Source organism: Streptomyces kaniharaensis (assembly GCF_009569385.1).
Classification (GTDB): Bacteria; Actinomycetota; Actinomycetes; order Streptomycetales; family Streptomycetaceae; genus Kitasatospora; species Kitasatospora kaniharaensis.
In genome coordinates this window covers 1,663,342-1,686,884 of sequence record NZ_WBOF01000001.1, presented here as the reverse complement: position 1 = coordinate 1,686,884, position 23,543 = coordinate 1,663,342, and the positions used below count along the sequence as shown (strand labels likewise).

16 protein-coding genes are annotated in these 23,543 nt (G+C 72.3%); 8 read left to right on the top strand and 8 right to left on the bottom strand.

Going from position 1 to position 23,543, the window contains the following annotated elements; all coding sequences use genetic code 11:
* Positions 1-17: 17 nt before the first annotated feature.
* The 5 genes from leuS to F7Q99_RS07670 all read left to right on the top strand — a co-directional run bounded on the left by leuS (position 18) and on the right by F7Q99_RS07670 (position 8,731).
* Complete coding sequence (gene leuS, locus F7Q99_RS07690) at positions 18-2,906, top strand: leucine--tRNA ligase (RefSeq protein WP_153460620.1); 2,889 nt, start codon at positions 18-20, stop codon at positions 2,904-2,906.
* A gap of 275 nt (positions 2,907-3,181) precedes the next feature.
* Positions 3,182-3,955 (top strand): hypothetical protein, encoded by a 774-nt coding sequence (locus F7Q99_RS07685; RefSeq protein ID WP_153460619.1) that lies wholly within the window; start codon positions 3,182-3,184, stop codon positions 3,953-3,955.
* Between the two features lie 144 nt (positions 3,956-4,099).
* Positions 4,100-4,969: a DegV family protein gene (locus F7Q99_RS07680; RefSeq protein ID WP_153460618.1), complete on the top strand. Its 870-nt coding sequence runs from the start codon at positions 4,100-4,102 to the stop codon at positions 4,967-4,969.
* Between the two features lie 132 nt (positions 4,970-5,101).
* Positions 5,102-5,980, top strand: a complete 879-nt coding sequence (locus F7Q99_RS07675) for a helix-hairpin-helix domain-containing protein (protein ID WP_230210172.1) — start codon at positions 5,102-5,104, stop codon at positions 5,978-5,980.
* 132 nt (positions 5,981-6,112) lie between these two features.
* Complete coding sequence (locus tag F7Q99_RS07670; RefSeq protein ID WP_326846397.1) at positions 6,113-8,731, top strand: ComEC/Rec2 family competence protein; 2,619 nt, start codon at positions 6,113-6,115, stop codon at positions 8,729-8,731.
* A gap of 334 nt (positions 8,732-9,065) precedes the next feature.
* Here the strand turns inward: F7Q99_RS07670 and F7Q99_RS07665 are convergent, their stop codons facing one another.
* Together F7Q99_RS07665 and F7Q99_RS07660 are read right to left on the bottom strand one after the other, a co-directional pair.
* Positions 9,066-10,472, bottom strand: coding sequence for a M14 family zinc carboxypeptidase (locus tag F7Q99_RS07665; RefSeq protein WP_153460617.1), 1,407 nt, complete (start codon positions 10,470-10,472; stop codon positions 9,066-9,068).
* Between the two features lie 220 nt (positions 10,473-10,692).
* Positions 10,693-10,986: a hypothetical protein gene (locus F7Q99_RS07660; protein WP_326846396.1), complete on the bottom strand. Its 294-nt coding sequence runs from the start codon at positions 10,984-10,986 to the stop codon at positions 10,693-10,695.
* Positions 10,987-11,074: 88 nt separating this feature from the next.
* Between F7Q99_RS07660 and holA the strand changes: the two genes are divergently transcribed.
* The gene (gene holA, locus F7Q99_RS07655) at positions 11,075-12,073 is read left to right on the top strand and encodes a DNA polymerase III subunit delta (RefSeq protein ID WP_153460616.1); all 999 of its coding nucleotides are present in this window, start codon (positions 11,075-11,077) and stop codon (positions 12,071-12,073) included.
* A 319-nt stretch (positions 12,074-12,392) separates the two neighbouring features.
* On the opposite strand, the gene rpsT is transcribed toward holA, so the two are convergent.
* Complete coding sequence (gene rpsT / locus F7Q99_RS07650; protein WP_326846395.1) at positions 12,393-12,662, bottom strand: 30S ribosomal protein S20; 270 nt, start codon at positions 12,660-12,662, stop codon at positions 12,393-12,395.
* Positions 12,663-12,816: 154 nt separating this feature from the next.
* Positions 12,817-13,122, bottom strand: coding sequence for an antibiotic biosynthesis monooxygenase family protein (locus tag F7Q99_RS07645; RefSeq protein WP_326846394.1), 306 nt, complete (start codon positions 13,120-13,122; stop codon positions 12,817-12,819).
* A 257-nt stretch (positions 13,123-13,379) separates the two neighbouring features.
* On the opposite strand from F7Q99_RS07645, the gene lepA reads away from it, so the two are divergent.
* A complete protein-coding gene (gene lepA, locus F7Q99_RS07640; protein WP_326846393.1) occupies positions 13,380-15,248 on the top strand; it encodes a translation elongation factor 4 in 1,869 nt (622 codons plus the stop codon).
* A 60-nt stretch (positions 15,249-15,308) separates the two neighbouring features.
* Here lepA and F7Q99_RS07635 read toward each other — a convergent pair whose 3' ends face one another.
* From F7Q99_RS07635 to F7Q99_RS07620, 4 genes are all read right to left on the bottom strand, one after another.
* Positions 15,309-16,385 (bottom strand): NAD(P)/FAD-dependent oxidoreductase, encoded by a 1,077-nt coding sequence (locus F7Q99_RS07635; protein ID WP_153460615.1) that lies wholly within the window; start codon positions 16,383-16,385, stop codon positions 15,309-15,311.
* Positions 16,386-16,474: 89 nt separating this feature from the next.
* Complete coding sequence (gene sigJ / locus F7Q99_RS07630) at positions 16,475-17,386, bottom strand: RNA polymerase sigma factor SigJ (protein WP_326846392.1); 912 nt, start codon at positions 17,384-17,386, stop codon at positions 16,475-16,477.
* Positions 17,387-17,480: 94 nt separating this feature from the next.
* Positions 17,481-19,502: an ABC transporter ATP-binding protein gene (locus tag F7Q99_RS07625; protein WP_407697755.1), complete on the bottom strand. Its 2,022-nt coding sequence runs from the start codon at positions 19,500-19,502 to the stop codon at positions 17,481-17,483.
* The gene (locus tag F7Q99_RS07620; protein WP_326846391.1) at positions 19,499-21,232 is read right to left on the bottom strand and encodes an ABC transporter ATP-binding protein; all 1,734 of its coding nucleotides are present in this window, start codon (positions 21,230-21,232) and stop codon (positions 19,499-19,501) included. Before F7Q99_RS07620 ends, F7Q99_RS07625 begins: the two co-directional genes overlap by 4 nt.
* 347 nt (positions 21,233-21,579) lie before the next feature.
* Here F7Q99_RS07620 and F7Q99_RS07615 point away from each other — a divergent pair, with 347 nt between their 5' ends.
* Positions 21,580-23,502, top strand: a complete 1,923-nt coding sequence (locus tag F7Q99_RS07615; protein WP_153460614.1) for an AMP-dependent synthetase/ligase — start codon at positions 21,580-21,582, stop codon at positions 23,500-23,502.
* The last annotated feature ends 41 nt before the right edge of the window (positions 23,503-23,543 follow it).

Genomic DNA, 23,543 nt, shown 5'->3' with positions numbered 1-23,543 from the left:
ATGGAGCTTGAAGGACCATGAGCGAGACGACCCCTGCGTCCGGCGCGACCGAGACCGCAACCGAGCCGTTCCGGTACAGCGCCGCGCTGGCGGCGGAGATCGAGTCCCGCTGGCAGGACATCTGGGAGAAGGAGGGCACCTTCAACGCTCCCAACCCGGCCGGCGACCTGGCCGACCCGGCCGCGGGCGACGTCACCGCCAAGCCGCACAGCTTCATCATGGACATGTTCCCGTACCCCTCGGGCTCGGGCCTGCACGTCGGCCACCCGCTGGGCTACATCGCCACCGACGTCTACGCCCGCTACCAGCGGATGACCGGCTACAACGTGCTGCACACGCTGGGCTACGACGCCTTCGGCCTGCCCGCCGAGCAGTACGCCGTGCAGACCGGCACCCACCCGCGGATCACCACCGACGCCAACATCGCCACCATGCGCAAGCAGCTGCGCCGGCTGGGACTGGGCCACGACCCGCGCCGCTCGATCTCCACGATCGACCCGGACTACTACCGCTGGACGCAGTGGATCTTCCTGCAGATCTTCAACTCCTGGTACGACGAGGCCGCCGGCAAGGCCCGCCCGATCGCCGAGCTGATCGCCCGGTTCGAGTCCGGCGAGCAGCCGACCCCGGACGGGCGCGCCTGGGCCGAACTGTCCGGCACCGAGCGGGACGAGGTGCTGGGCGAGTACCGCCTGGCGTACGCCAAGGAGGTGCCGGTCAACTGGTGCCCGGGCCTGGGCACCGTGCTGGCCAACGAGGAGGTCACCGCGGACGGCCGCTCCGAGCGCGGCAACTTCCCGGTGTTCAAGTCCAACCTGCGCCAGTGGATGATGCGGATCACCGCCTACTCCGACCGGCTGATCGCCGACCTCGACCTGCTGGACTGGCCCGAGGCCATCAAGCTGCAGCAGCGCAACTGGATCGGGCGCTCCGAGGGCGCCCGGGTGGACTTCACGGTCGCCTCCGGTGACCGGATCACCGTCTTCACCACCCGGCCCGACACCCTGTTCGGCGCCACCTACATGGTGCTGGCCCCCGAGCACGCCCTGGTCGACGCCATCGTGCCGGCCGCCTGGCCCGAGGACGTGCCCGCCGAGTGGACCGGCGGCGCCGCCACCCCCGCCGAGGCCGTCGCCGCCTACCGCGCCGCTGCCGCCGCCAAGTCGGACGTCGAGCGGCAGGTCGAGGCCAAGGTCAAGACCGGCGTCTTCACCGGCGCCCACGCCGTCAACCCGGTCAGCGGCGAGTCCGTCCCGGTGTTCATCGCCGACTACGTGCTGATGGGCTACGGGACCGGCGCCATCATGGCCGTCCCCGCCCACGACCACCGCGACTTCGCCTTCGCCCGCGCCTTCGGGCTGCCGATGCGCTGCGTCGTCGAGCCGACGGACGGGCGCGGCGAGGACCCGGCGGCGTGGGACGACGCGTTCGACACCTACGACTCCGTCATCGTCAACTCCTCGCGCCCGTCCGGGGATCTGACGCTGGACGGGCTGAGCGTCGTCGACGCCAAGGCCAGCGTCACGGCCTGGCTGGCCGAGCGCGGCATCGGCGAAGGCACCGTCAACTACCGTCTGCGCGACTGGCTGTTCAGCCGCCAGCGGTACTGGGGCGAGCCCTTCCCGATCGTCTACGACGAGGACGGCGTCATGCACGCACTGCCCGAGTCGATGCTGCCGGTCGAGGTCCCCGAGGTCGACGACTACTCGCCGCACACCTACGACGCGTACGACTCCACCTCCTCGCCCAAGACCCCGCTGTCCCGCAACGAGGCCTGGGTCAACGTCGAGCTGGACCTGGGCGACGGCGTGCGCAAGTACCGCCGCGAGACCAACACCATGCCCAACTGGGCCGGTTCCTGCTGGTACGAGCTGCGCTACATCGACCCGACCAACGGCTCCCGCGTGGTCGACCCGGCCAACGAGGGCTACTGGCTGGGCCCCACCGAGAACAAGCCCGCCGGCGGCGCCGACCTGTACGTCGGCGGCGCCGAGCACGCCGTCCTGCACCTGCTGTACGCGCGCTTCTGGCACAAGGTGCTGCACGACCTGGGCCACGTCTCGTCCGTCGAGCCGTTCCACAAGCTGTTCAACCAGGGCATGATCACCGCCGACGTCTACCGCGACGAGCGGGGCTTCCCGGTGCCCGCCGCCGAGGTCGAGGAGCGCGACGGCACGTACTTCTGGGAGGGCGAGCAGGTCAAGCGCGAGGCCGGCAAGATGGGCAAGTCCCTGAAGAACGCCATCGCGCCGGACGCCATCGCCGACGAGTACGGCGCCGACACGCTGCGCCTGTACGAGATGTCGATGGGCCCGCTGGACGTCTCCCGCCCGTGGGACACCCGCGCGGTCGTCGGCTCGTACCGCTTCCTGCAGCGGCTGTGGCGCAACATCGTCTCGGAGACCACCGGCGAGCTGGTCGTCACGGACGAGCAGCCCGACGAGGCCACGCTGCGGGCGCTGCACAAGGCGATCGACGGCATCCGCGGCGACATGGCCGGCCTGCGGTTCAACACCGCCGTGGCCAAGGCGATCGAGCTGAACAACTACCTGGTCAAGCGCGGGTCCACGCCGCGGACCGTCGCCGAGCAGCTGGTGCTGATGGTCGCGCCGCTGGCCCCGCACATCGCGGAGGAGCTGTGGCGCCGCCTGGGCCACGGCGACTCGCTGGCGCACGCCGACTACCCGGTCGCCGACCCGGCGTACGTGGTGGACGAGGCGGTGACCTGCGTCGTGCAGATCAAGGGCAAGGTCAAGGCCCGGCTGGAGGTCGCGCCGACGATCTCGGACGCCGAGCTGGAGGCGCTGGCCCTGGCCGACCCGGCGGTCGTCGCGGCCATCGGGGACGCTCCGGTGCGCAAGGTGATCGCGCGGGCGCCGAAGCTGGTGAACATCGTCACCGGCTGAGGCCGGTAGATCCGGGTAGGTCCCCCTAGATCTCGGTGGGTCTCGGTGGGTTTTCGGGCGGGCGTCCTTCGGGGCGCCCGCCCGTTTTCGGGTGGGCGTCCCCGGGTTCTCGGGGCGTGCGCCCTTGGGGGGATCCCCGATCTGTCCCTGATCTCCGTTGCCCGGGCCCGTTCGGCCCGCCCCGGGGCCGGCATGGCGGCTACCGTGGAACCGTCGGCGGCGCAGCTCGCGTTGGGCCCGGTGGGGGCCGAATCGGTGGCGGAAGGTGGCTCGTGATGGACGTGCTCGGCGTGATGCTCGGCCTGGCCCTGCTCTTCGGGATCGCGATGGTGGTGCTGGCGGTGGTCGGCACGGTCAAGGCGGCCAGGGCCGTCGCCGCCAAGGTCGAACGGCACGAGGCCAACGCCCGGCGCGCGGTGGAGAACGCCACCCTCAAGGCGAAGACGTTCACCAAGCCCGGCCCGCAGGGGCGGATCGCCGCCGTCCGGCTAGGCCTGCGCACCTCGCTCGACGGCACCCGGCAGGTGCTGGAGGGCGGCCTCGCCCAGGACGGCCAGCTCAGCGAGGCGCTCGCCCTGCTGAAGCGGCTGGACGCCCACGCGGCGGAGCTCGACGGCGAGCTGCGCGTCCTGGAACGCGAACCCGACACCGGGCGGATCGCGGCCAAGCTGCCCGAGCTGCGCGAGCGGGCGGAGCGGATCACGCACTCGGCGGAGACCATGCGCTGGGCGGCGCAGGACCGGATGCACCGGTTCGCGGAGGACGAGCTGACCAGGCTCAGCCAGGAGTGCGAGAGCGAGGCGGGGGCGCTGCGGCACTGGGACACGTCGGGTTCTCCTGGTTCTTCCGGCTCCGCTGGTACTTCCGGTCCGGGCTCTGGTGCTCCTGGCGCTGCCGGGGGTGCGGCCAGGGACACGTCGGCGCCCAGGGCCGGGCTGACCGACGGGAAGGGGCGGCCGAGCGCGGAGGACCTCCTCGGGCTCGGCGAGCCGCTGGCCAGGCTGTCGCAGCGGCTGCGGAAGCAGTCGGCGGGCCCCTCGGCGGGCTGATCGGGCCGGTCGCCGTCGGGCGGCTCGCGCCGACGGTGAGCGCCTGCGGTGCGTACTGCTCGATCCGGGCTGACCGGCGGTGCCGTCCGGGTGCCCGGAGCCGGGCGCTGTCATCCCGACCGAACGGGGAGTAACCTCCGCCTCATGCCCTCCGACCTCGCACTCGTCACGGATTCCACGGCCTATCTGCCGCAGGAGGACCTCGACCGGCACGGGATCACGGTGGTTCCGCTGAGCGTCGCGGTCGATGACGTGGTCCTCGCCGAGGGCGTGGAGATCTCACCGAAGGACGTCGCCGAGGCGTTGCGCGCCAAGCACCGGGTGACCACGTCCCGGCCGAACCCGGAGTCCTTCGCCGCCGCCTACCGGGCGGCCGCCGAGGCCGGGGCGAAGGGGATCGTCTCGGTGCACATCTCCGGCGAGCTGTCCGGCACCGTGGAGGCCGCCCGGCTGGCGGCGGCCGGGGCGCCCGTCCCGGTGGAGGTGGTGGACAGCCGGCTCGTCGGCATGGCCCTAGGGTACGGGGTGCTCGCGGCGGCCGAGGCGATCGCGGCCGGGCGGGACCTGGCCGAGGCGGCCGGGGCCGCGACCCGGCGGGCGGCTGTGACCAGCGGGTTCTTCTACGTCGACACCCTGGAGCACCTGCGCCGGGGCGGCCGGATCGGGGCGGCACGGGCGCTGCTCGGATCGGCACTGGCCGTGAAGCCGCTGCTGCACCTGGACGGCGGGCGGATCGAGCCGCTGGAGAAGGTGCGGACCGCTTCGCGGGCGATCGCGCGGCTGGAGGAGATCGCGGTCGAGCGGTCGGGCGACGGGCCGGTCGACATCACGGTGCACCACCTGGCGGCGGAGGACCGGGCCGAGCCGCTCGCGGAGCGGCTGCGGGCGCGGGTGCCCGGGCTGCGGGAGCTGTACGTGGGTGAGGTGGGGGCGGTGATCGGCGCGCATGTCGGGCCGGGGCTGCTCGCGGTGGTGGTTTCGCCGGTGGGTTCGCCGGTCGTTTCGTCGCACTGAAGGGCGTGTCGGTCAATCTGACCGGCGCCCACTCACTCCTGAGGGTTGGCGAAGTTATCCACAACCCCCTTGCTATCCACAGGGATTCGGTGATGTCCGCGCGCTCATCCGTGGGTTCCTACCGTGCTGCCCATGACGAGCATGGGCCTGGGCGCGGCCAAGCGCCACGAGATCAACGAGACCGTCCGGCTGCGGATGGCGGCGGTGCTGCCGGTGACGGGGGAGCCGCGCGGCGGCGAGGGTGAGCCGTCGGCCACCGGGCCGCCTCCGGGGGCTGCTCTGCCACCGACGCCGTCCGGCGGACCAGAGCCGCTGGATCCGGTGGTAGCGGGTGACGGGCCGCGGTTCCGGTTCGGCCCGGCGATGCTGCTCGACCGGCGGGCGGTGGTGGGGCTGACCGTCCTGCTGCTGTTCGCGGTCGGGTATGCCGTGCAGCACTTCTGGCTGGCCAGGCCGCAGGCGGTCGCGGTGCCGGCGCTGGCCTCGGCCTCATCGGTGTCGTCCGCTCCGGCGTCGTCCGAGGGCGGTACGGAGGCCGGTGCGCTTGCTCCGGCGCCGGGTCCCGCTGCCGAGCCCGTCGTCGTGGACATCGGCGGCCGTGTTCACGTGCCCGGGGTCCACACCCTGCCCGGTGGCTCGCGGGTGGCCGACGCCCTGCGGGCGGCGGGCGGGCCTCTGTCGGAGACGGACACCAGAAGCCTCAACCTGGCACGGGTGCTGACGGACGGTGAGCAGATCCTCGTCGGCGAGTCCGGCAATGCTCCTGCCTCCGCCGACGGGACCGGCACCGGGGTGCCGCCAGCCCACACCGTGCCGAAACGGACCGTCAGCCTCAACCGGGCCACCCTCGAACAGCTCGACAGCCTCCCCGGTGTCGGCCCGACCCTCGCCCAGCGCATCCTCGCGTACCGCACGTCGCACGGCTCGTTCCGCACGCTCGACCAGCTTCGGCAGGTCAGTGGCATCGGCGCGCGGACGTACGCGGAGCTCCGTCCGCTGCTCACCCTCTGACGTCCCGTCGAGGTGTCGGCCGACCATCCGTCCCGATCAGTCCTTTTCGCGGGTCCGTTCCGCCGGCCCGTCCTGCCCGTTGGTTCCGCCAGCACGTTCCGCCAGTCCGTTCCGCCGAAGGGAGGTACCACCGTGTCCGCCGCCGACCCGACCCCGGCCGTCCGCACCCCGGGCTCCGACTTCCGGCTGCTGCTCCCCGCCATGTCGGCGTGGGTGGTCGCGGCCGCGCTCCTCGGCCGGGCGCCGGGTCACGATGCCGTGCTGCTCGGGCTGGCGGGCGTGGCCGCGCTCGCGGGCGTCGTGCTGCTCGCCCGGTCGAGAGCGCTCCGCCGCCATGGGGCGGCGGCGACACTGGCGGCCGTCCTGCTCACCGGGGCGACGGCCACGGCCGCCACCCTGCTGCAGACCGCCGACCTGCACCGGGGGCCGCTGCCGGAGCTGGCCCGGGTCGCCGAGCACGCCCCACCGCGTGCGGCCGATGAGCCGGCCCGGGTCGTGGAGGTCGAGCTGACCGTCGCCGGGGACCCGAAGTCCCACGCGTCCCGCGGCGGCACCACCGGCGGGCAGACCGTTCTCACCGTGGATGCGGTGGCGGACCGCGTGACCGTCCCGGACGGGCGGGTCACCCGGACGCGAACCCCGGTGACGGTCATGGTCCGGGGGCAGGAGGCCGGGCCGTGGCAAGGGCTGCTCCCGTCCGCCCGGCTGGCGGTGGAGGCCGAGGTCCGACCGGCGGGGGAGGGGTACGACACCGAGTCAGCGGCGCTGCTGGTCGTCCGCGGCGCGCCCCGGCAGCTCTCGCCCCCGAGCCTGCCGCAGCGGATCGCCGGGCGCCTGCGCGAGGGCCTTCGAACGGCCAGCGACGGGCTCCCGCCTGACGCGCGGGGACTGTTGCCGGGCCTGGTCGTCGGGGACACCTCGCGACTGCCCGGCGACCTCGTGGACGCCTTCCGGGCCACCGACCTGGTGCACCTGGTGGCTGTGAGCGGGGCCAACCTGGCGATCGTCCTCGGGGCGCTGCTGGGCGCCCCGGGGCAGGCCGGGACCCCCGAGCGCCGAGGCCTGGCCGCACTTCTGGGGCTCTCGCTGCGCGTCAGCGCCCTGCTCGGGACGGCGCTGACGCTGGCCTTCGTCACCATCTGCCGCCCGGAGCCCAGTGTGCTCCGGGCGGCGGGGACGGCTCTGATCGGCATGCTCGCGCTCGCCACCGGCAGGCCCCGGCAGGCCGTGCCCGCGCTGGCCGGGGCGGTGCTGGTCCTGGTGCTGCTAGACCCGTATCTGGCGCGGTCCTTCGGGTTCCTGCTGTCCGTACTCGCCACGGCCGGGCTGCTCATCCTCGGGCCGCACTGGGCCGAGGCCCTGCGGTCGCGGCGCTGGCCGCACCACCTGGCGGGCGCGCTCGCGGCGACGGCGGGGGCACAGGCCCTGTGCGCGCCGGTGACGGTGGTGCTGTCCGGGCACATCAGTCTGGTCGCGATCCCGTGCAACCTGCTGGCCGAGCTGGCGGTGGCCCCGGCGACGCTGCTCGGCTTCGGGGTGCTCGTGCTGCAGCCGCTCTCTCCGGCACTGGCCCGGCTGCTGGCGGAACCGGCCGGGGTACCGGTCGGCTGGCTGGCCCTGGTGGCGCGCCGCGGGGCCGAGTTGCCGGGTGGGCAACTGTCTTGGCCAGGTGGGTGGTTCGGGGTGGTGACAGCCACTCTGGTCACGCTGGCGGTTTGCTGGGCAGCACCGCTGCTGCTGCCTCGACGGGCGGATTCCGGTGGGCGGGTCCGCGCGCGGGTGCGATGGGTGCGGGCGTTGGTGACGGGGACGCTGCTGGTGGTCCTGCTGGCGGTGCTGGTGCGGCCGCCGTTGCTCGCCCGGATCGCCACCGGCTGGCCACCGCCGGGCTGGCGGATAGTGATGTGCGACATCGGTCAGGGCGACATGCTGGTGCTTCCGGTGGACACACCGGGCAGTGCGGTGGTGGTCGACGCGGGACCGGATCCGAATGCGGCTGATCGCTGTCTGCGGGACTTGGGCATCACAACGGTGCCGTTGCTGCTGGTGACACATTTCCACGCCGATCACGTCGAGGGCGTGCCCGGGGTGTTGCGGGGCCGGCGGGTCGGTGCGATCGAGGGAACGACCCTGGACGATCCGCCGGGCGAGGCGGCCCGGGTGTCGAGTTGGGCGGCCGGCGCCGGTGTCCCGTTGCTCCGTGCCGGGCGCGGTGAACGGCGGTCGGCCGGGCCGGGGTTGTCGTGGGACGTGGTCTGGCCCGATGCCGGTGCGGCCGTCGAGGCGCCGGGCGCGAACAACGCGAGCGTCGCGTTGCTGGTGACGGTGGCCGGCGGAGTGCGGATGGCGTTGCTTGGGGACCTCGAACCACCCGCCCAGTCCGCCTTGTTGGGCAGGGTGGGGCGCGTGGACGTACTGAAGGTCGCTCATCACGGCTCTGCCCACCAGGACTGGGACTTGGCCGGTGCGTTGCGGCCCCGACTCGCCTTGATCTCGTGCGGTGAGGGCAATTCGTACGGTCATCCGTCCCCTCGGACGGTGGACCGGTTGCGCGGGCTCGGTGCGACCGTCCTGCGCACCGACCGGTCGGGAGACATCGCCGTGACGGGCGACTCACCGGCCACCCTCGGCGCGGCCGTGCACCCGCAGGGTGCGCACGAAGCGCACAAGCCGGGCTCCCACGGCGCGGACGAGTCGGCCGACTCCCACACCGGGCGGGGCTCGCACACCCCGCGAGCCCCGCCGAGGTGACCATCCGCCCTCCTCTCCTCCCATCCCCGGGGTGGGGAAGGGAAGGGGAAGGGGTGGGGAGGAGGGAGGGGGGCGGGGGCGGGGGCGGGGCCCGAGAAGGATTGTGGCGGCGCGCTCCGGGCAGGCCCGGAGCGCGCCGCGGGGAAGCGGTAGAAGCGGTCGGGGGTCAGAAGGACGAGGAGGCCAAGGGAGGGTCGGCCAGGCAAGGGCCGAGGGACAACGAGGCCGAGAAACGGAGGCGACCGGCGAGAAGCCGCCGGAAGCAGCGCGGCGCTCCGGGTAGCACCGGAGCGCCGCGCGCGGCTTTCAGGGTGGCTTCTCCTCGTTGGCCAGGTCAGTCGCCGGCGGTGGTGCTGTAGGGCGCCGGAGCGTGGGTGGCGGCGTACATGAGGGCGGGCTTCATCTTGGGCCAGAAGTAGGAGTCCTGGCAGGAGTAGGCGGGCATGAACCCGGAGCAGCCGCGGGAGTCGCTGTCGCCGACCTCGATGGTGAAGCTGGCGGTGCCGAGCTTGTCGTAGATCCAGTCGTCCGTGCCCCCGGCGGCGTCGTAGAGGATTTCGCCGGCCTGGCCGGGCTGGTAGCCGGTGAGGGCGCCGAGCTTGCCGGCCAGGGCACGCAGGGCGGCGTCGTTGCCGGTGTGGACGGCGCGGTCGTGGCCCCAGGGGAAGATGACCATGCTGGCGTCGCTGTGCATGGTGATCATGATTCCTCGGGTGTCCGCCGGGGCGGGGTCGGTGTCGCCGGGGCCGCGCACCGCCGGGTACAGGTCGCGGAACAGGCCTTCCAGGGCGCTGTTCTCGACCTCGGAGTCGGCCTGCGGGCCGAGGTAGATCTCGGAGCACGGGTCGGTCGAGGTGCCCAGTCCGCCCCAGTGCGTGCCGGCGTTGCGGTTGAGGTCGACGCCGGTCTGGCCGAAGAGGTCGCAGGAGCCGCCGTTGGCGTCGTCGGCGTTCTTGCGCTGGTAGTTGGGGCTGTCGCCGCCCTGCTGGACGATGTCGACGCCGTCGGGGTTGGCGATCGGCACGACCCAGATCTCGGTGGAGTCGAGGAGCGCGGTGACGTCCTTGTCGGTGCCGTAGCCGCCGGTGAGGTGGTCGATCCAGCGCCAGGAGACCTCGCCGGTGGTGAGTTCGCGGGCGTGGATCTGGCTCATCAGGAAGAACCGGGGCTTGGCCGAGTTCGGGGTGCGCCGGCAGTCGCCCGCTGTGAGCTTGGTGATGCAGACGGCCTTCAGGTCGTAGCCGTTGGGCTTCCCGGTCTGCTTGCGCCAGGACTGTCCGTACGTCACGACGGTGGCCAGGTCCGGGTGCTGGGAGGCGACTTGGTCCAGGTGTGCGTAGTGGGCGTTGACCGTGTGGTAGCCGCCGTAGTAGGTCTCGTCCGGGTTCGCGGTGGGGAGTTGGCCGCTCCTGGGAGGAGGCCGGAGCGGTGTCGGTGTCGGCCCGGGCAGCGTCTGCTCGACGGTCGGCGCGAAGCCGAGCAGGCGCAGCCGGGTGCCCTCGCGGGCGTCGCCGAGGACGAACAGATCACTGCCCTGGCGGTGTTCGAGCAGGTCGAAGCCCTCGGCGGAGAGGGTTCGGGCGTCCTCTGCCGTGTGGGTGGGGACGCGGTAGACGACCATGCTCTGGGCGGCCGACGGCCGGGTGTTCTGGGCTGTGGCCATCGGCGCGGCGGACAGCGCGAGCACGGTGAGCGCGGCAACTGTGCCCGCCGCGAGGGTGGTTGAACGCTTCCTGGCCATGGGGCCTCCGAAGTGGTGGGGGTGAGGCATGGGGGGCGAACTGGGGCCGGTCAGCGGCCGGGTCGATGTCAGGAGCATGACAGAAACGCGGGCCGACACGCGCAATCGGCCGTTACTGAAGCAAAGCGCCGCCCTGACCAGCCGTCAACTCCCTATGGCCGTCGAGTTTCACCGGATTTGGCGGTTGCCCTCGCCGCCCCGGCGCGGCGGGAAGGGGCGCTCAGCCCTCCTCGCGCCAGCCCTCGTACTCGGCGGCGAGCGCGTCGAGGGCCTGCAGCCGGGCCGGGGTCCAGCCGTCCTCCGGGGGTTCGACGACGACCAGCCACTGGGCGTCCTCGGCGTCGTCCTCGCCGGCCAGGGCGTCGCGGACGATTTCGAGCTCGCCGAGGTCGGGGTGGGTGGCGCTGAGCTCCTCCGCGGCGTCGTCGGCGGCGTCGCGGTCGGGCAGGACGAGCAGCTGCCGGGCGTGCGGGTCGTCGACGTCCGGCTGGTCGGTGGTGTGGTCTTCGGTCACCGGCTCATTGTCCAGGCCCCCCGGTCCGGGCCCGCACGCAAGGCCGGGGCGGCCGGGGTGTCCGTCCCCCGTGGGATGCTGGTAGGCGATGGCCAGGAAGAGTGCACCCGACGACCTGCTCGCCCCGCTGACCCTCGCGGTCGGCCAGGAGGAGCTGCTGCTGGACCGCGCGGTCGCCCAGGTGGTGGCGGCGGCGAAGGCGGCGGACCCGGACACCGACGTGCGGGATCTCCCGCCCGGCGGGCTCCAGCCGGGCAGTCTGGCCGAGCTGACCACCCCGTCGCTGTTCGCCGAGCGCAAGGTGATCGTGATCAGGGCCGCCCAGGACCTCTCCGCCGACTCGGTGAAGGAGGTCAAGGCGTACATCGAGGCGCCGGCCGACGAAGTGATCATGGTGCTGGTGCACGCGGGCGGAGCCAAGGGCAAGGGGCTGCTGGACGCGGCGCGCAAGGCGGGCGCGCGTGAGGTGGCGTGCGCGAAGCTGGCCAAGGCCGGCGAGAGGCTGGCGTTCGTCAAGGGCGAGTTCCGCTCGCTCGGGCGGTCCGCCACCCCGGAGGCCTGCCAGGCCCTGCTGGACGCGCTCGGCAGCGATCTGCGCGAGCTGGCCGCCGCGTGCAGCCAGCTCACCTCGGACGTCGAGGGCGCGATCGACGAGACCGTGGTGGCCCGCTACTACAGCGGCCGGGCCGAGGCCACCGGCTTCGAGGTGGCCGACCTGGCGGTCACCGGCCGGGCCGCGGAGGCGCTGGAGCGGCTGCGCTGGGCCCTGGCGGTGGGGCAACCGCCGACGGGCATCACCTACGCGCTGGCGTCCGGCGTGCGCAGCATCGGGCGGCTGGCGACCACCGGACGGAACATGCGTCCGGCCGATCTGGCCCGCGAGTTGGGCATGCCGCCGTGGAAGGTCGAGCGGGTCCGCCAGCAGATGCGCGGCTGGACGGGCGACGGCGTGGCCGTCGCGCTGACCGCGATCGCGCAGGCGGACGCCGCCGTCAAGGGCGGTTCGGACGACCCGGCCTTCGCCCTGGAGCGCGCGGTGGTCGCCGTCGCCCGGGCCGCCCGGGCGGGCAGTCGTCCGGCGTACTGAGCACTGCCCGGCCGACTGAGTACTGAATTCCAGGGGCGTCCCAGGGCGTTCCCACCCCTCGGGCGGCAGCCGGTGGCGCCGTCCTGGGCGTCCTGCGGTCGATCCTCGTCCCCCTCGACCAACTGGCCCCGCGAAACGCGGCAGGCGCCGCAGCGGGCCTCTGGGGAAGAGGCCGCTGCGGCGCCTGCCGTACTGCTTAGTGCACCGCACCCGCGTGGCGAACGCAGGCCGCGTGCGGTGCGAGTTCTCGCGCGCCTCAGGGAGCCGGGTAGAGGGCCGGGTCGTCCCGAGGCGTTGGGGGCCGGAGCCCCCGGGGGCGTCAGGCCTGGGCGGCGGTGTTGACGCGCTTGGTGATGGCCGACTTCTTGTTGGCGGCCTGGTTGGCGTGGATGACGCCCTTGCTCACGGCCTTGTCCAGCGCCTTGGAGGCGGCGCGGGCCAGCTCGACGGCCTTCTCGGCCTCGCCGGCGGCGGCGGCCTCACGGGCCTTGCGCAGAGCGGTCTTCAGCGAGGACTTGACGGCCTTGTTGCGCAGGCGCGCCTTCTCGTTGGTCTTGTTGCGCTTGATCTGGGACTTGATGTTCGCCACGAAGGAGCCTCAGTCTTGTCTGAATGGATCACGGGTGCCCCGGCCAGAGGCTGGGGAGGTTGCACCGCGCGGCCGTCGGTCCAGCTGAGAGGGCATGCCGAGGCCAGGTGCAGCTGCCCACGCTACCAGGGGCCCGCCGCCCGACCCAAACCGGCTACGCGCTGAGCAGCGGCTCGCCGTAGTGCTCGACCTCCGGGAACGGCCGGTAGAACCGGTGCAGCAGCTCGCGCCATCGCTGGTACTCGGCCGAGCCGCGGAACCCTTCGGTGTGGTCGGCGAGAGTCTCCCATTCCACCTGGAGCAGGAAGCGCGAGCCGCGCCCTTCGTCGAGGCAGCGCCTCAGTTCCAGCGAGCGGAAGCCGCGCTGCACGGCGATCAGTGGCCGCGCCTCGGCGAAGGCGGCGAGGAACTCGTCCTCCCGGCCGGGCAGGACGTCGAGCAGGGCGCTTTCGAGGATCACGGGACGTCATCCTGCCGCCCCGACTCGCACCGCGGGAACCCCCGAGCCGCACCCCGACTGGCACCCGACCCGCACCCCGACTGGCACCTCGACTCGCGCCGTGAAGGTTTCGGACCGGACCGATCGGCGGGCCACGCCGTGCTCATGGGAAGATGGGAGGAACTACTTCGATCGGACGAGACTGTCCGGTCCCCGGGAAACCGGTCAGCGATGATCCGGACACCCCCGGCCCCGGACCAACGGAGAATCGGACCAAGGTGCCCGCGACCCCCAGCAATGTGCCAGAGCCCAGCCGTACCGACCCGGCGCTGATCCGCAACTTCTGCATCATCGCCCACATCGACCACGGCAAGTCGACGCTCGCAGACCGGATGCTGCAGATCACCGGCGTCGTCGACCCGCGGCAGATGCGTGCCCAGTACCTCGACCGCATGGACATCGAGCGTGAGCGCGGCATCACCATCAAGTCGCAGGCGGTCCGCCTCCCGTGGGCGCCCAAGACCGGGCCGAACGCCGGGGCGACGCACATCCTCAACATGATCGACACCCCGGGCCACGTGGACTTCACGTACGAGGTGTCCCGCTCCCTCGCCGCGTGCGAGGGCACCATCCTGGTCGTCGACGCGGCCCAGGGCATCGAGGCGCAGACCCTCGCCAACCTGTACCTGGCGCTGGAGAACGACCTCACGATCATCCCGGTGCTCAACAAGATCGACCTGCCGGCCGCCCAGCCGGAGAAGTACGCCGCCGAGATCGCGCACATCATCGGCTGCGACCCGTCCGACGTGCTCCAGGTCAGCGCCAAGACCGGCCTCGGCGTCGAGGACCTGCTCGACCACATCGTCGACAACATCCCGGCCCCGGTCGGCGTCAAGGACGCCCCGGCCCGCGCGATGATCTTCGACTCGGTGTACGACGCCTACCGCGGCGTGGTCACCTACGTGCGTGTCGTGGACGGCCAGCTCACCAAGCGCGAGCGGATCGCGATGATGTCCACCGGCGCCACCCACGAGCTGCTGGAGATCGGCGTCATCTCGCCCGAGCCGAAGGTCGCCGACGGCCTCGGCGTCGGCGAGGTGGGCTACATCATCACCGGTGTGAAGGACGTCCGGCAGTCCAAGGTCGGTGACACGATCACCTCGCAGAACAAGGGCGCCACCGAGGCGCTGGGCGGCTACAAGGACCCGCGTCCGATGGTGTTCTCGGGCCTGTACCCGCTGGACGGCTCGGACTACCCGCTGCTGCGCGACGCCCTGGACAAGCTGCGGCTCAACGACGCCGCGCTGGTGTACGAGCCGGAGACCTCGGTCGCGCTCGGCTTCGGCTACCGCTGCGGCTTCCTCGGCCTGCTGCACCTGGAGATCATCCGGGAGCGCCTGGAGCGCGAGTTCAACCTCGACCTGATCTCCACCGCCCCGAACGTGATCTACCGGGTGGTGATGGAGGACGGCACCGAGCACACCGTCACCAACCCGAGCGAGTTCCCGACCGGCAAGATCGCCGAGGTGTTCGAGCCGGTCGTGCGCGGCACGATCCTGGCGCCGAACGAGTTCGTCGGCGCGATCATGGAGCTGTGCCAGTCCCGCCGCGGCAACCTGCAGGGCATGGACTACCTCTCCGAGGACCGGGTCGAGCTGCGCTACACCCTGCCGCTCGCCGAGATCGTCTTCGACTTCTTCGACCAGCTGAAGTCCAAGACCCGCGGCTACGCCTCGCTCGACTACGAGCCCATCGGCGAGCAGAGCGCCAACCTGGTGAAGGTCGACATCCTGCTGCACGGCGACGCGGTGGACGCGTTCTCCGCGATCGTGCACAAGGACAAGGCCTACAACTACGGCGTGATGATGGCCGGCAAGCTGCAGAAGCTGATCCCGCGCCAGCAGTTCGAGGTGCCGATCCAGGCCGCCATCGGCTCCCGGGTGATCGCCCGCGAGACGGTCCGCGCCATCCGCAAGGACGTCCTCGCCAAGTGCTACGGCGGTGACATCTCGCGTAAGCGCAAGCTGCTGGAGAAGCAGAAGGAAGGCAAGAAGCGGATGAAGATGGTCGGCCGCGTGGAGGTGCCGCAGGAGGCCTTCATCGCCGCGCTGTCCACCGACGCGGAGGCGCCGAAGGAAAAGAAGTAGCAGCAAGGAAGGGCCCGGGGCACTCGCCCCGGGCCTTTTCGCATCCCTGGACCCCGGAAGCTACTTCAGCGCGGAGAGCACCCCGGTGACGATCGCGGCCTTGGCCATCCGTCCAGCCGCCCCGGTGAGCACGGTGGGGCGCATCGAGTCGTCCCCGCGGACCAGCTGGAGCAGCCCGTCCCGCCGGCCGAGGCTCAGGCACTGCACGACGTACTTGTACGCGAACGGCTTCGCGGTGCGCCCGTCGAGCAGCTTGCCGAGGTACTGGCCCTGCGGCAGGGCGGTGGCGCAGCCCATCCGCAGGGTGCCGATGCCGGGGACGGTCACGGCGGCTGCGTCGCCGACCACGTGGACGTCCGGGTGCGAGACCGACCGCAGGTGGTCGTCGACCAGGGCCCGGCCGCGGTCGTCCACGGCCAGTCCGGCTTCGGCGGCCAGCGGGTGCGGCTCCATGGAGGCGGCCCAGACGGTGACGTCCGCGTCGATCGGGCCGGCGGTGGTGCGCAGCCCGGCGGGGCTGACCTCGGTGACGGTGGCGTTCTCGTGGACGGTGACGCCGAGCCGGTCGAGGACGCGCCGGATGTGGGCGCGGCCCTTGGGCGAGTAGATGCCGCCCACCCGGCCGGCCGCGACGATCCGCACCCGCCAGCCCGGGTGGGCCTCGGCGAGTTCGGTGGCCAGCTCGATGCCGGTGGCGCCGCCGCCGACCACGGCGAGGGTGCCGGGCCGGTCGGCGTCGCGCAGCCGGCGGTGGAGGTCGGCCGCGCGTTCGGCGGAGTAGGCGTGCTCGGCGGCGCCGGGGACGTCGTGCCAGGCGGTGCGGCTGCCGAGGGCGTAGACCAGGGTGTCGTAGCCGAGGGTGGTGCCGTCGTCGAGCAGGACCTTGTGCCCGGCCAGGTCGAGTTCGACGGCCCTGGCCCGCCGGTGCTCGATGCGGCGGCCGCGCGCCAGCCGGTCGATGGCCGGCCAGTCGCGCCCGTGGCCGGCCGCCGCCTCGTGCTGGCGGACGCGGTGGAGGAGCCGCTCCTCTGGCGCGACCAGGGTGACGGTGTGGTGGCGTCCGGCGCCCTTGGCAGCGGTGAGGCCGGCGTATCCGGCTCCCAGGACGACGATTCGCTTCTCGGTGGTGCTGCTCATTTCGTCCGCCTCCTTGCGAGGTGCGCTCTCGTGAAGCGCTGTTCGGGAGGGGGACGACGCGGCCGGTCGGAGTGTGACGGTGACCTGCGTCACGCCTCGATCGGGCGGATGTGGCCGAGCTTCTCGGGGTTGACCACCACGAACGCCTCGGTGATCCGCCCGCCGGAGACGGTGAGGGCGACCACACCGGAGACGGCGCCGGTGGCCCGCTCGTACCAGACGAGCCCGGGCTCGCCGTTGACCAGCGCGGAGCCGAGCCCGTACTCGGGGGTGAACCACTTGGCGACCAGCCCGGCTACCAATCGGGCCACCTTGTCGGCGCCGAGGACGGGCCGGGCCGCGGCGCGGACGATGCCGCCGCCGTCGGCGTGCCAGACCACGTCGGGGTCCAGGACGGCCATCAGGCCCTGGATGTCGCCGCGTGCGGTGGCGGTCGCGAACGCCTCGACGGCCCGCCGGTGCTCGGCCGGGTCGGCGTTCGCGTGCCGGCCGCCGTCCTTGACCCGGCGGCGGGCCCGGGAGGCGAGCTGGCGGGTGGCGTCGGGGGTGCGGTCCAGGGAAGCGGCGATGTCCTCGAAGCCGACCGCGAAGACGTCGTGCAGCACGAAGGCGGCCCGCTCGGCCGGGGTGAGCTGCTCCAGTACGGCGAGCAGGGCGAGCGAGACGGACTCGCCGCGTTCGGCCAGCTCGGCGGGGGAGTCGGGGGCGCTCGCGTAGGAGACGGACGGCTCCGGCAGCCACTCGCCGTAGTAGGCCTCGCGGCGGGCGCGGGCGGAGCCGAGCTGGTCGTAGCAGAGCCGGGTGACCACGGTGGTGAGGAAGGCGCGCGGGTCGGTGACGGCGGCCCGGTCGGTGGACTGCCAGCGCAGCCAGGCGTCCTGGAGGACGTCCTCGGCGTCGGTGAAGGAGCCGAGCAGCCGGTAGGCGACCGAGCCCAGGTAGCGGCGGTTCGTCTCGAACGCGTCCGGGGCCTGTTCGGGGGCGGTGGGCTGGGCGGTCACGGGAGCCACGGTAGCGGAGAGCGCGAACCCCTGCGAGGATCCGGGGTGCGCGAAGGGCCGGGGCGGGAGCCCCGGCCCGTCACATGAGGTGGCGTCAGTCGACCTCGGCCACGGCCTCCGCGAACTGCGCCTGGTACAGCCGCGCGTACGCGCCGCCGGCGGCGATCAGCTCGTCGTGCGAGCCCTGTTCGACGATCGAGCCGTTCTCCATCACCAGGATCACGTCGGCGTCCCGGATGGTGGAGAGCCGGTGCGCGATGACGAAGCTGGTGCGGCCGGTGCGCAGCCGGGCCATGGCCCGCTGGATCAGGACCTCGGTGCGGGTGTCGACGGAGCTGGTCGCCTCGTCCAGGACGAGGATGGACGGCTGGGCGAGGAACGCCCGGGCGATGGTGATCAGCTGCTTCTCGCCCGCGCTGACGCCGGTGCCCTCGTCGTCGATGACGGTGTCGTAGCCGTCCGGCAGGGTGCGTACGAAGCGGTCGACGTGTGCTGCCCTGGCGGCTTCGATGACCTGCTCGCGGGTGGCTCCCTGGGCGCCGTAGGCGATGTTGTCGGCGATGGTGCCGCCGAACAGCCAGGTGTCCTGGAGCACCATGCCGATGCCGGAGCGCAGGTCCTCGCGGGACATCGCGGAGACGTCGACCCCGTCGAGGGTGATCCGCCCGGAGCTGACCTCGTAGAACCGCATCAGCAGGTTGACCAGGGTGGTCTTGCCGGCGCCGGTGGGGCCGACGATGGCGACGGTCTGGCCGGGCTCGACCTTGAGCGAGAGGTCCTCGATGAGCGGCTTCTCGGGCTCGTAGCGGAAGGACACGTCCTGGAAGGCGACGCGGCCGCGGACGGCGTCGGGGCGCTCGGGCATGGCCGGTTCGGGGGTCTGCTCGGGGGCGTCCAGCAGCTCGAAGACGCGCTCGGCGGAGGCGACCCCGGACTGCACCAGGTTGGCCATGCTGGCGACCTGGGTGAGCGGCTGGCTGAACTGCCGCGAGTACTGGATGAACGCCTGCACGTCGCCGATGGACAGCGCGCCGCTGGCGACCCGCAGGCCGCCGACGACGGCGACCAGCACGTACTGCAGGTTGCCGATCAGCATCATCGCGGGCTGGATGATGCCGGAGATGAACTGGGCGCGGAAGCTGGAGGCGAACAGCGCCTCGTTGTGCTCGCGGAAGGTCTCGGCGGACTCGCGCTGCCGGCCGAACACCTTGACGAGGGCGTGCCCGGTGTACATCTCCTCGATGTGCGCGTTCAACTTGCCGGTGGACGCCCACTGCTGGACGAACTGCGGCTGCGCCCGCTTGCCGACCTTGGCGGCGACGACCACCGACAGCGGCACGGAGACGAGCGCGATCAGCGCCAGCAGCGGGGAGATCCAGAACATCATCGCGAGCACACCGACCACGGTGAGCAGCGAGTTGACGACCTGTCCCATGGTCTGCTGCATCGACTGGCCGATGTTGTCGATGTCGTTGGTGACCCGGCTGAGCACCTCGCCGCGCGGCTGCTTGTCGAAGTAACTCAGCGGCAGCCGGGCGAGTTTGGCCTCGACGTCCTGGCGCAGCCGGTAGCCGGCGCGCTGGATCGCCTTGGTGGCGAGGCGGCCCTGGACGATGCCGAACAGGGCGGAGGCGACGTAGATCGCCAGCACCCAGAGCAGGATGGTGCCGATGGCGCCGAAGTCCATGCCCTGGCCGGGGGTGAAGCTGACCGAGGAGAGCAGGTCGGCGACGCCGCCCTGGCCGTGGGCGCGCAGCCCGTCGACGACCTGTTCCTTGGAGGCGCCGGGCGCGAAGCGGGCGCCGACCACCCCGGCGAAGATCAGGTCGGTGGCGTGGCCGAGCACCCTGGGGCCGGTGACGGCGCAGCCGATGCTGAGCACGCCGAGGCCCAGCACTCCGGCCAGCAGGCCGCGTTCGGGGCGCAGGAGGGCGAGCAGTCGTTTGCCGGAGCCCTTGAAGTCCATGGACTTCTCGGCGCCCTGGCCGCCCATGAAGCGGCCCGGTCCGGCGGGGCCGCGGCGGGCCGCGGCGGCCTGCGAGTCGCTGGGCAGCCGGGTGGGTGCCGGCTCGCCGGCGTCGGGCTTGCCGGCGTCGGGCTTTCCGAGGGTGGTCACGCCGCCTCCTGCTCGGTGAGCTGGGAGAGCACGATCTCCCGGTACGTCGGGTTGTCGGCCATCAGTTCGCGGTGGGTGCCGCTGCCGACGACGGCGCCCTCGTCGAGGACGATGATCCGGTCGGCGTCGCGGATGGTGGAGACGCGCTGGGCGACGATCAGCACGGTGGCGTCGGCGGTCTCCCGGGAGAGCGCCTTGCGCAGCCTGGCGTCGGTGGCGTAGTCGAGCGCGGAGAAGGAGTCGTCGAACAGGTAGACGTCCGGCTTGCGGACGAGTGCGCGGGCGATGGCCAGGCGCTGGCGCTGGCCGCCGGAGACGTTGCTGCCGCCCTGGGCGATGGGGGCGTCCAGGCCCTCGGGCAGTTTCTCGACGAAGTCCTTGGCCTGGGCGACCTCCAGGGCGTGCCAGAGCTCCTCGTCGGTGGCGTCGGGCCGGCCGTAGCGGAGGTTGCTGGCGATGGTGCCGGAGAACAGGTAGGGCTTCTGCGGGACGAGTCCGACGGTCTCGGCGATCGCCTCGGGGGCGAGTTCGCGGACGTCGACGCCGTCGAGCAGGACCGTCCCGGAGGTGGCGTCGAACAGCCGGGGCACGAGGCCGAGCAGGGTGGACTTGCCGCTGCCGGTGGAGCCGATGACGGCGGTGGTCTGGCCGGGGCGGGCGGTGATGTCGATGCCGCGCAGCACCGAGGCCTCGGCGCCGGGGTAGCGGAAGGCGACGTCGCGCAGCTCCAGGTTGCCGCGGCGCAGCACCTCGGTGACGGGCGCGGCGGGCGGTACGACGCTGGAGGAGGTGCCGAGGACCTCCTCGATGCGCTCGGCGCAGACCTCGGCGCGCGGCACCATCATGAACATGAAGGTGGCCATCATGACGCTCATCAGGATCTGCATCAGGTAGGAGAGGAAGGCGGTGAGGGCGCCGATCTCCATGTCGCCGCTGTCGATCCGGTGGGCGCCGAACCAGAGGACGGCGACGCTGGAGACGTTCACGACCAGCATCACGGCCGGGAACATGAACGCCATCAGCCGGCCGACCTGGAGGGCGACGTGGGTGAGGTCGCCGTTGGCGTCGGCGAACCGGGCCTGCTCGTGGTCGTCCTTGACGAAGGCGCGGATGACCCGGATGCCGGTGATCTGCTCGCGCAGCACGCGGTTCACCGTGTCGATCTTCTCCTGCATGCTGCGGAACTTGGGGCGCAGCGAGCGGACGAGCAGGACGACGACGGTGCCGAGCACCGGGATGACGGCGAGCAGCAGGCCGGACAGCGGCACGTCCTGGTTGAGCGCCATGATGATGCCGCCGACGCACATGATGGGCGCGGCCACCATGAGCGTGAAGCTCATCAGGGCCAGCATCTGGACCTGTTGGACGTCGTTGGTGGTCCGGGTGATCAGGGAGGGCGCGCCGAACTGGCCGACCTCGCGGGCGGAGAAGCTCTGCACCCGGTCGAACACGGCGGCGCGGACGTCGCGTCCGAAGGCCATGGCGGTGCGTGCGCCGTAGTAGACGGCGCCGATCGAGCACAGGGCCTGGGCGACGGTGACGCCGATCATCACCGCGCCGACTCGCAGGATGTAACCGGTGTCGCCCTTGACCACGCCCTGGTCGATGATGTCGGCGTTGAGTGTGGGCAGGTAGAGCGCCGCGAGGGTCGCCACCAGCTGGAGGACCACCAGCAGGGCGATCGGTCGGGAGTACGGGCGTAGGTACGCCCTCAGCAGTCTGATCAGCACTGGCACACTCTTGTCGTCGACGGGAGGATTCGCATCCCAATTCTCGGTCCTTCGTGCACTCGCACAGGTGATTCCCTGCGAGTGGGCGGGAGGTTTGTCCAGTCCTTTGCCGAGCCGCCGGGCGGGCCGGGTTGCGCCGTTCACCTGGGAGTTGTCACCGGGCACCGGCAGGTCGGGGGCGTGCCAGCTCGGCCTGCCCTCTTACGGAATGACCGGTTTCCCAACTAGGCTGCTGATTGCCCCCTTGTTACTCGCCGGTACCGGCCAGGTAACCCGGAGGCCCGGCGACCGCCCCCACGGGCGCCGCGACAATCCCTCAGACGGCCACCCGCCCCCGGAGGTCCTCGTTGAGTTCCGCGCAGTCCCTGATCGACTCCGGCAGTGCTGACATCGTCGCCGGGCGTCCCGCCTCCGTCGCCCACCTGTTCCTGGAGCGGGTCGCCGCGACCCCGAACGGCGAGGCCTACCGTTACCCGGCCCCGGTCGACGAGCACGCCGCGGACAGCGCTCCGGGCGCCGAGCAGTGGCGCTCGCTGACCTGGGCGCAGACCGCGGCCCGGGTCAAGGCGGTGGCCGCCGGTCTGATGACGCTCGGCATCCAGCCGGAGGACCGGGTCGCGCTGGCCTCCTCCACCCGGCTCGAGTGGATCATCGCCGACCTCGGGAACATGTGCGCGGGCGCCGCCACCACGACCGTCTACCCGAGCACCAACGCCGACGAGACCGCCTTCATCCTCGCCAACTCCGGCTCCAGAGCGCTGATCGCGGAGAACGCCGCGCAGCTCGCCAAGGCCGTCGAGCAGATCGAGCAGCTGCCCGAGCTGCGCACCGTCATCCTCATCGACGCCCCCGCCACCGCCCCCGAGACGGCCGGCCTCGAGGTGCTCACCCTCGCCGAGCTGGAGCAGCGCGGCGCCGAGTACCTGGAGAAGCACCCGGACGCGATCGAGAAGACCGTCGCCGCGCTCGACAAGGAGCAGCTGGCCACCCTGATCTACACGTCCGGCACCACCGGCCGCCCCAAGGGCGTGCGCCTGGTGCACGACTGCTGGGCGTACGAGGGCCGGGCCCAGGAGGCCAGCGGGCTGCTGCGCTCCGACGACGTCCAGTTCATGTGGCTGCCGCTGTCGCACGTGTTCGGCAAGACGCTGATCTCCGGCCAGATCGCCACCGGCCACGTGATGGCGGTGGACGGCCGGGTCGACCGGATCATCCACAACCTGCCGGCCATCCGGCCGACCGTCATGGCCTCCGCGCCGCGCATCTTCGAGAAGGTCTACAACGGCATCGCGGGCAGGGCCCGGGCCGAGGGCGGCGCCAAGTACAAGATCTTCCGCTGGGCCGCCGGGGTCGCCCGCGAGCACGCCCGCGTCGTCCAGGAGAACCGGATCGCCACCGGGGTGGGCAGCGCGCCGTTCGGCCTGCGGATGCAGCACGCGCTCGCCGACAGGCTGGTGTACGCGAAGATCCGCGCGGCCTTCGGCGGCCGGCTGCGCGGGGCCGTCTCGGGCAGCGCCGCGCTGGCCCCCGAGATCGGCTACTTCTTCCTCGGCGCCGGGGTCCCGATCCTGGAGGGCTACGGCCTCAGCGAGACCAGCGCCGGCTCCTGCGTCAACCGTGAGGAGGACGTCCGGATCGGCACCGTCGGCCGCCCGCTGCCCGGCACCGAGGTCCGGATCGCCGAGGACGGCGAGATCCTGCTGCGCGGCCCGGGCGTCATGCGCGGCTACCACGACCTGCCGGAGAAGACCGCCGAGGTGCTGGAGGCGGACGGCTGGTTCCACACCGAGGACATCGGCGAGCTCAGCGCCGACGGCTTCCTGCGGATCACCGACCGCAAGAAGGACCTGTTCAAGACCTCCGGCGGCAAGTACGTGGCGCCCAGCGAAGTCGAGGGCAAGTTCAAGGCGGTCTGCCCGTTCGTCAGCAACATCCTGGTGATCGGCAACGGCCGCAACTTCTGCACCGCGCTGATCGGCCTGGACGAGGCCGTCATCATGCCGTGGGCCGCCGAGCACGGCCTGGCCGGCAGGTCCTACGCCGAGGTGGCCGCCGACCCGGCCGTGCACCAGCTGATCGAGGGCTTCGTGAAGCGGCTCAACGGCGACCTCCAGCGCTGGCAGACGATCAAGAAGTTCCACCTGCTGCCGCGCGACCTCGACGTCGAGCACGGCGAGCTCACCCCGAGCCTGAAGATCAAGCGCCCGGTGGTCGAGCGGACCTACGCGGACGCCGTCACCGCGATGTACGCCGGCGCCAACGAGGCCTGATCCGCCCCGGTCCCGTACGGCTCACCGGTTCGGGTGAGTCG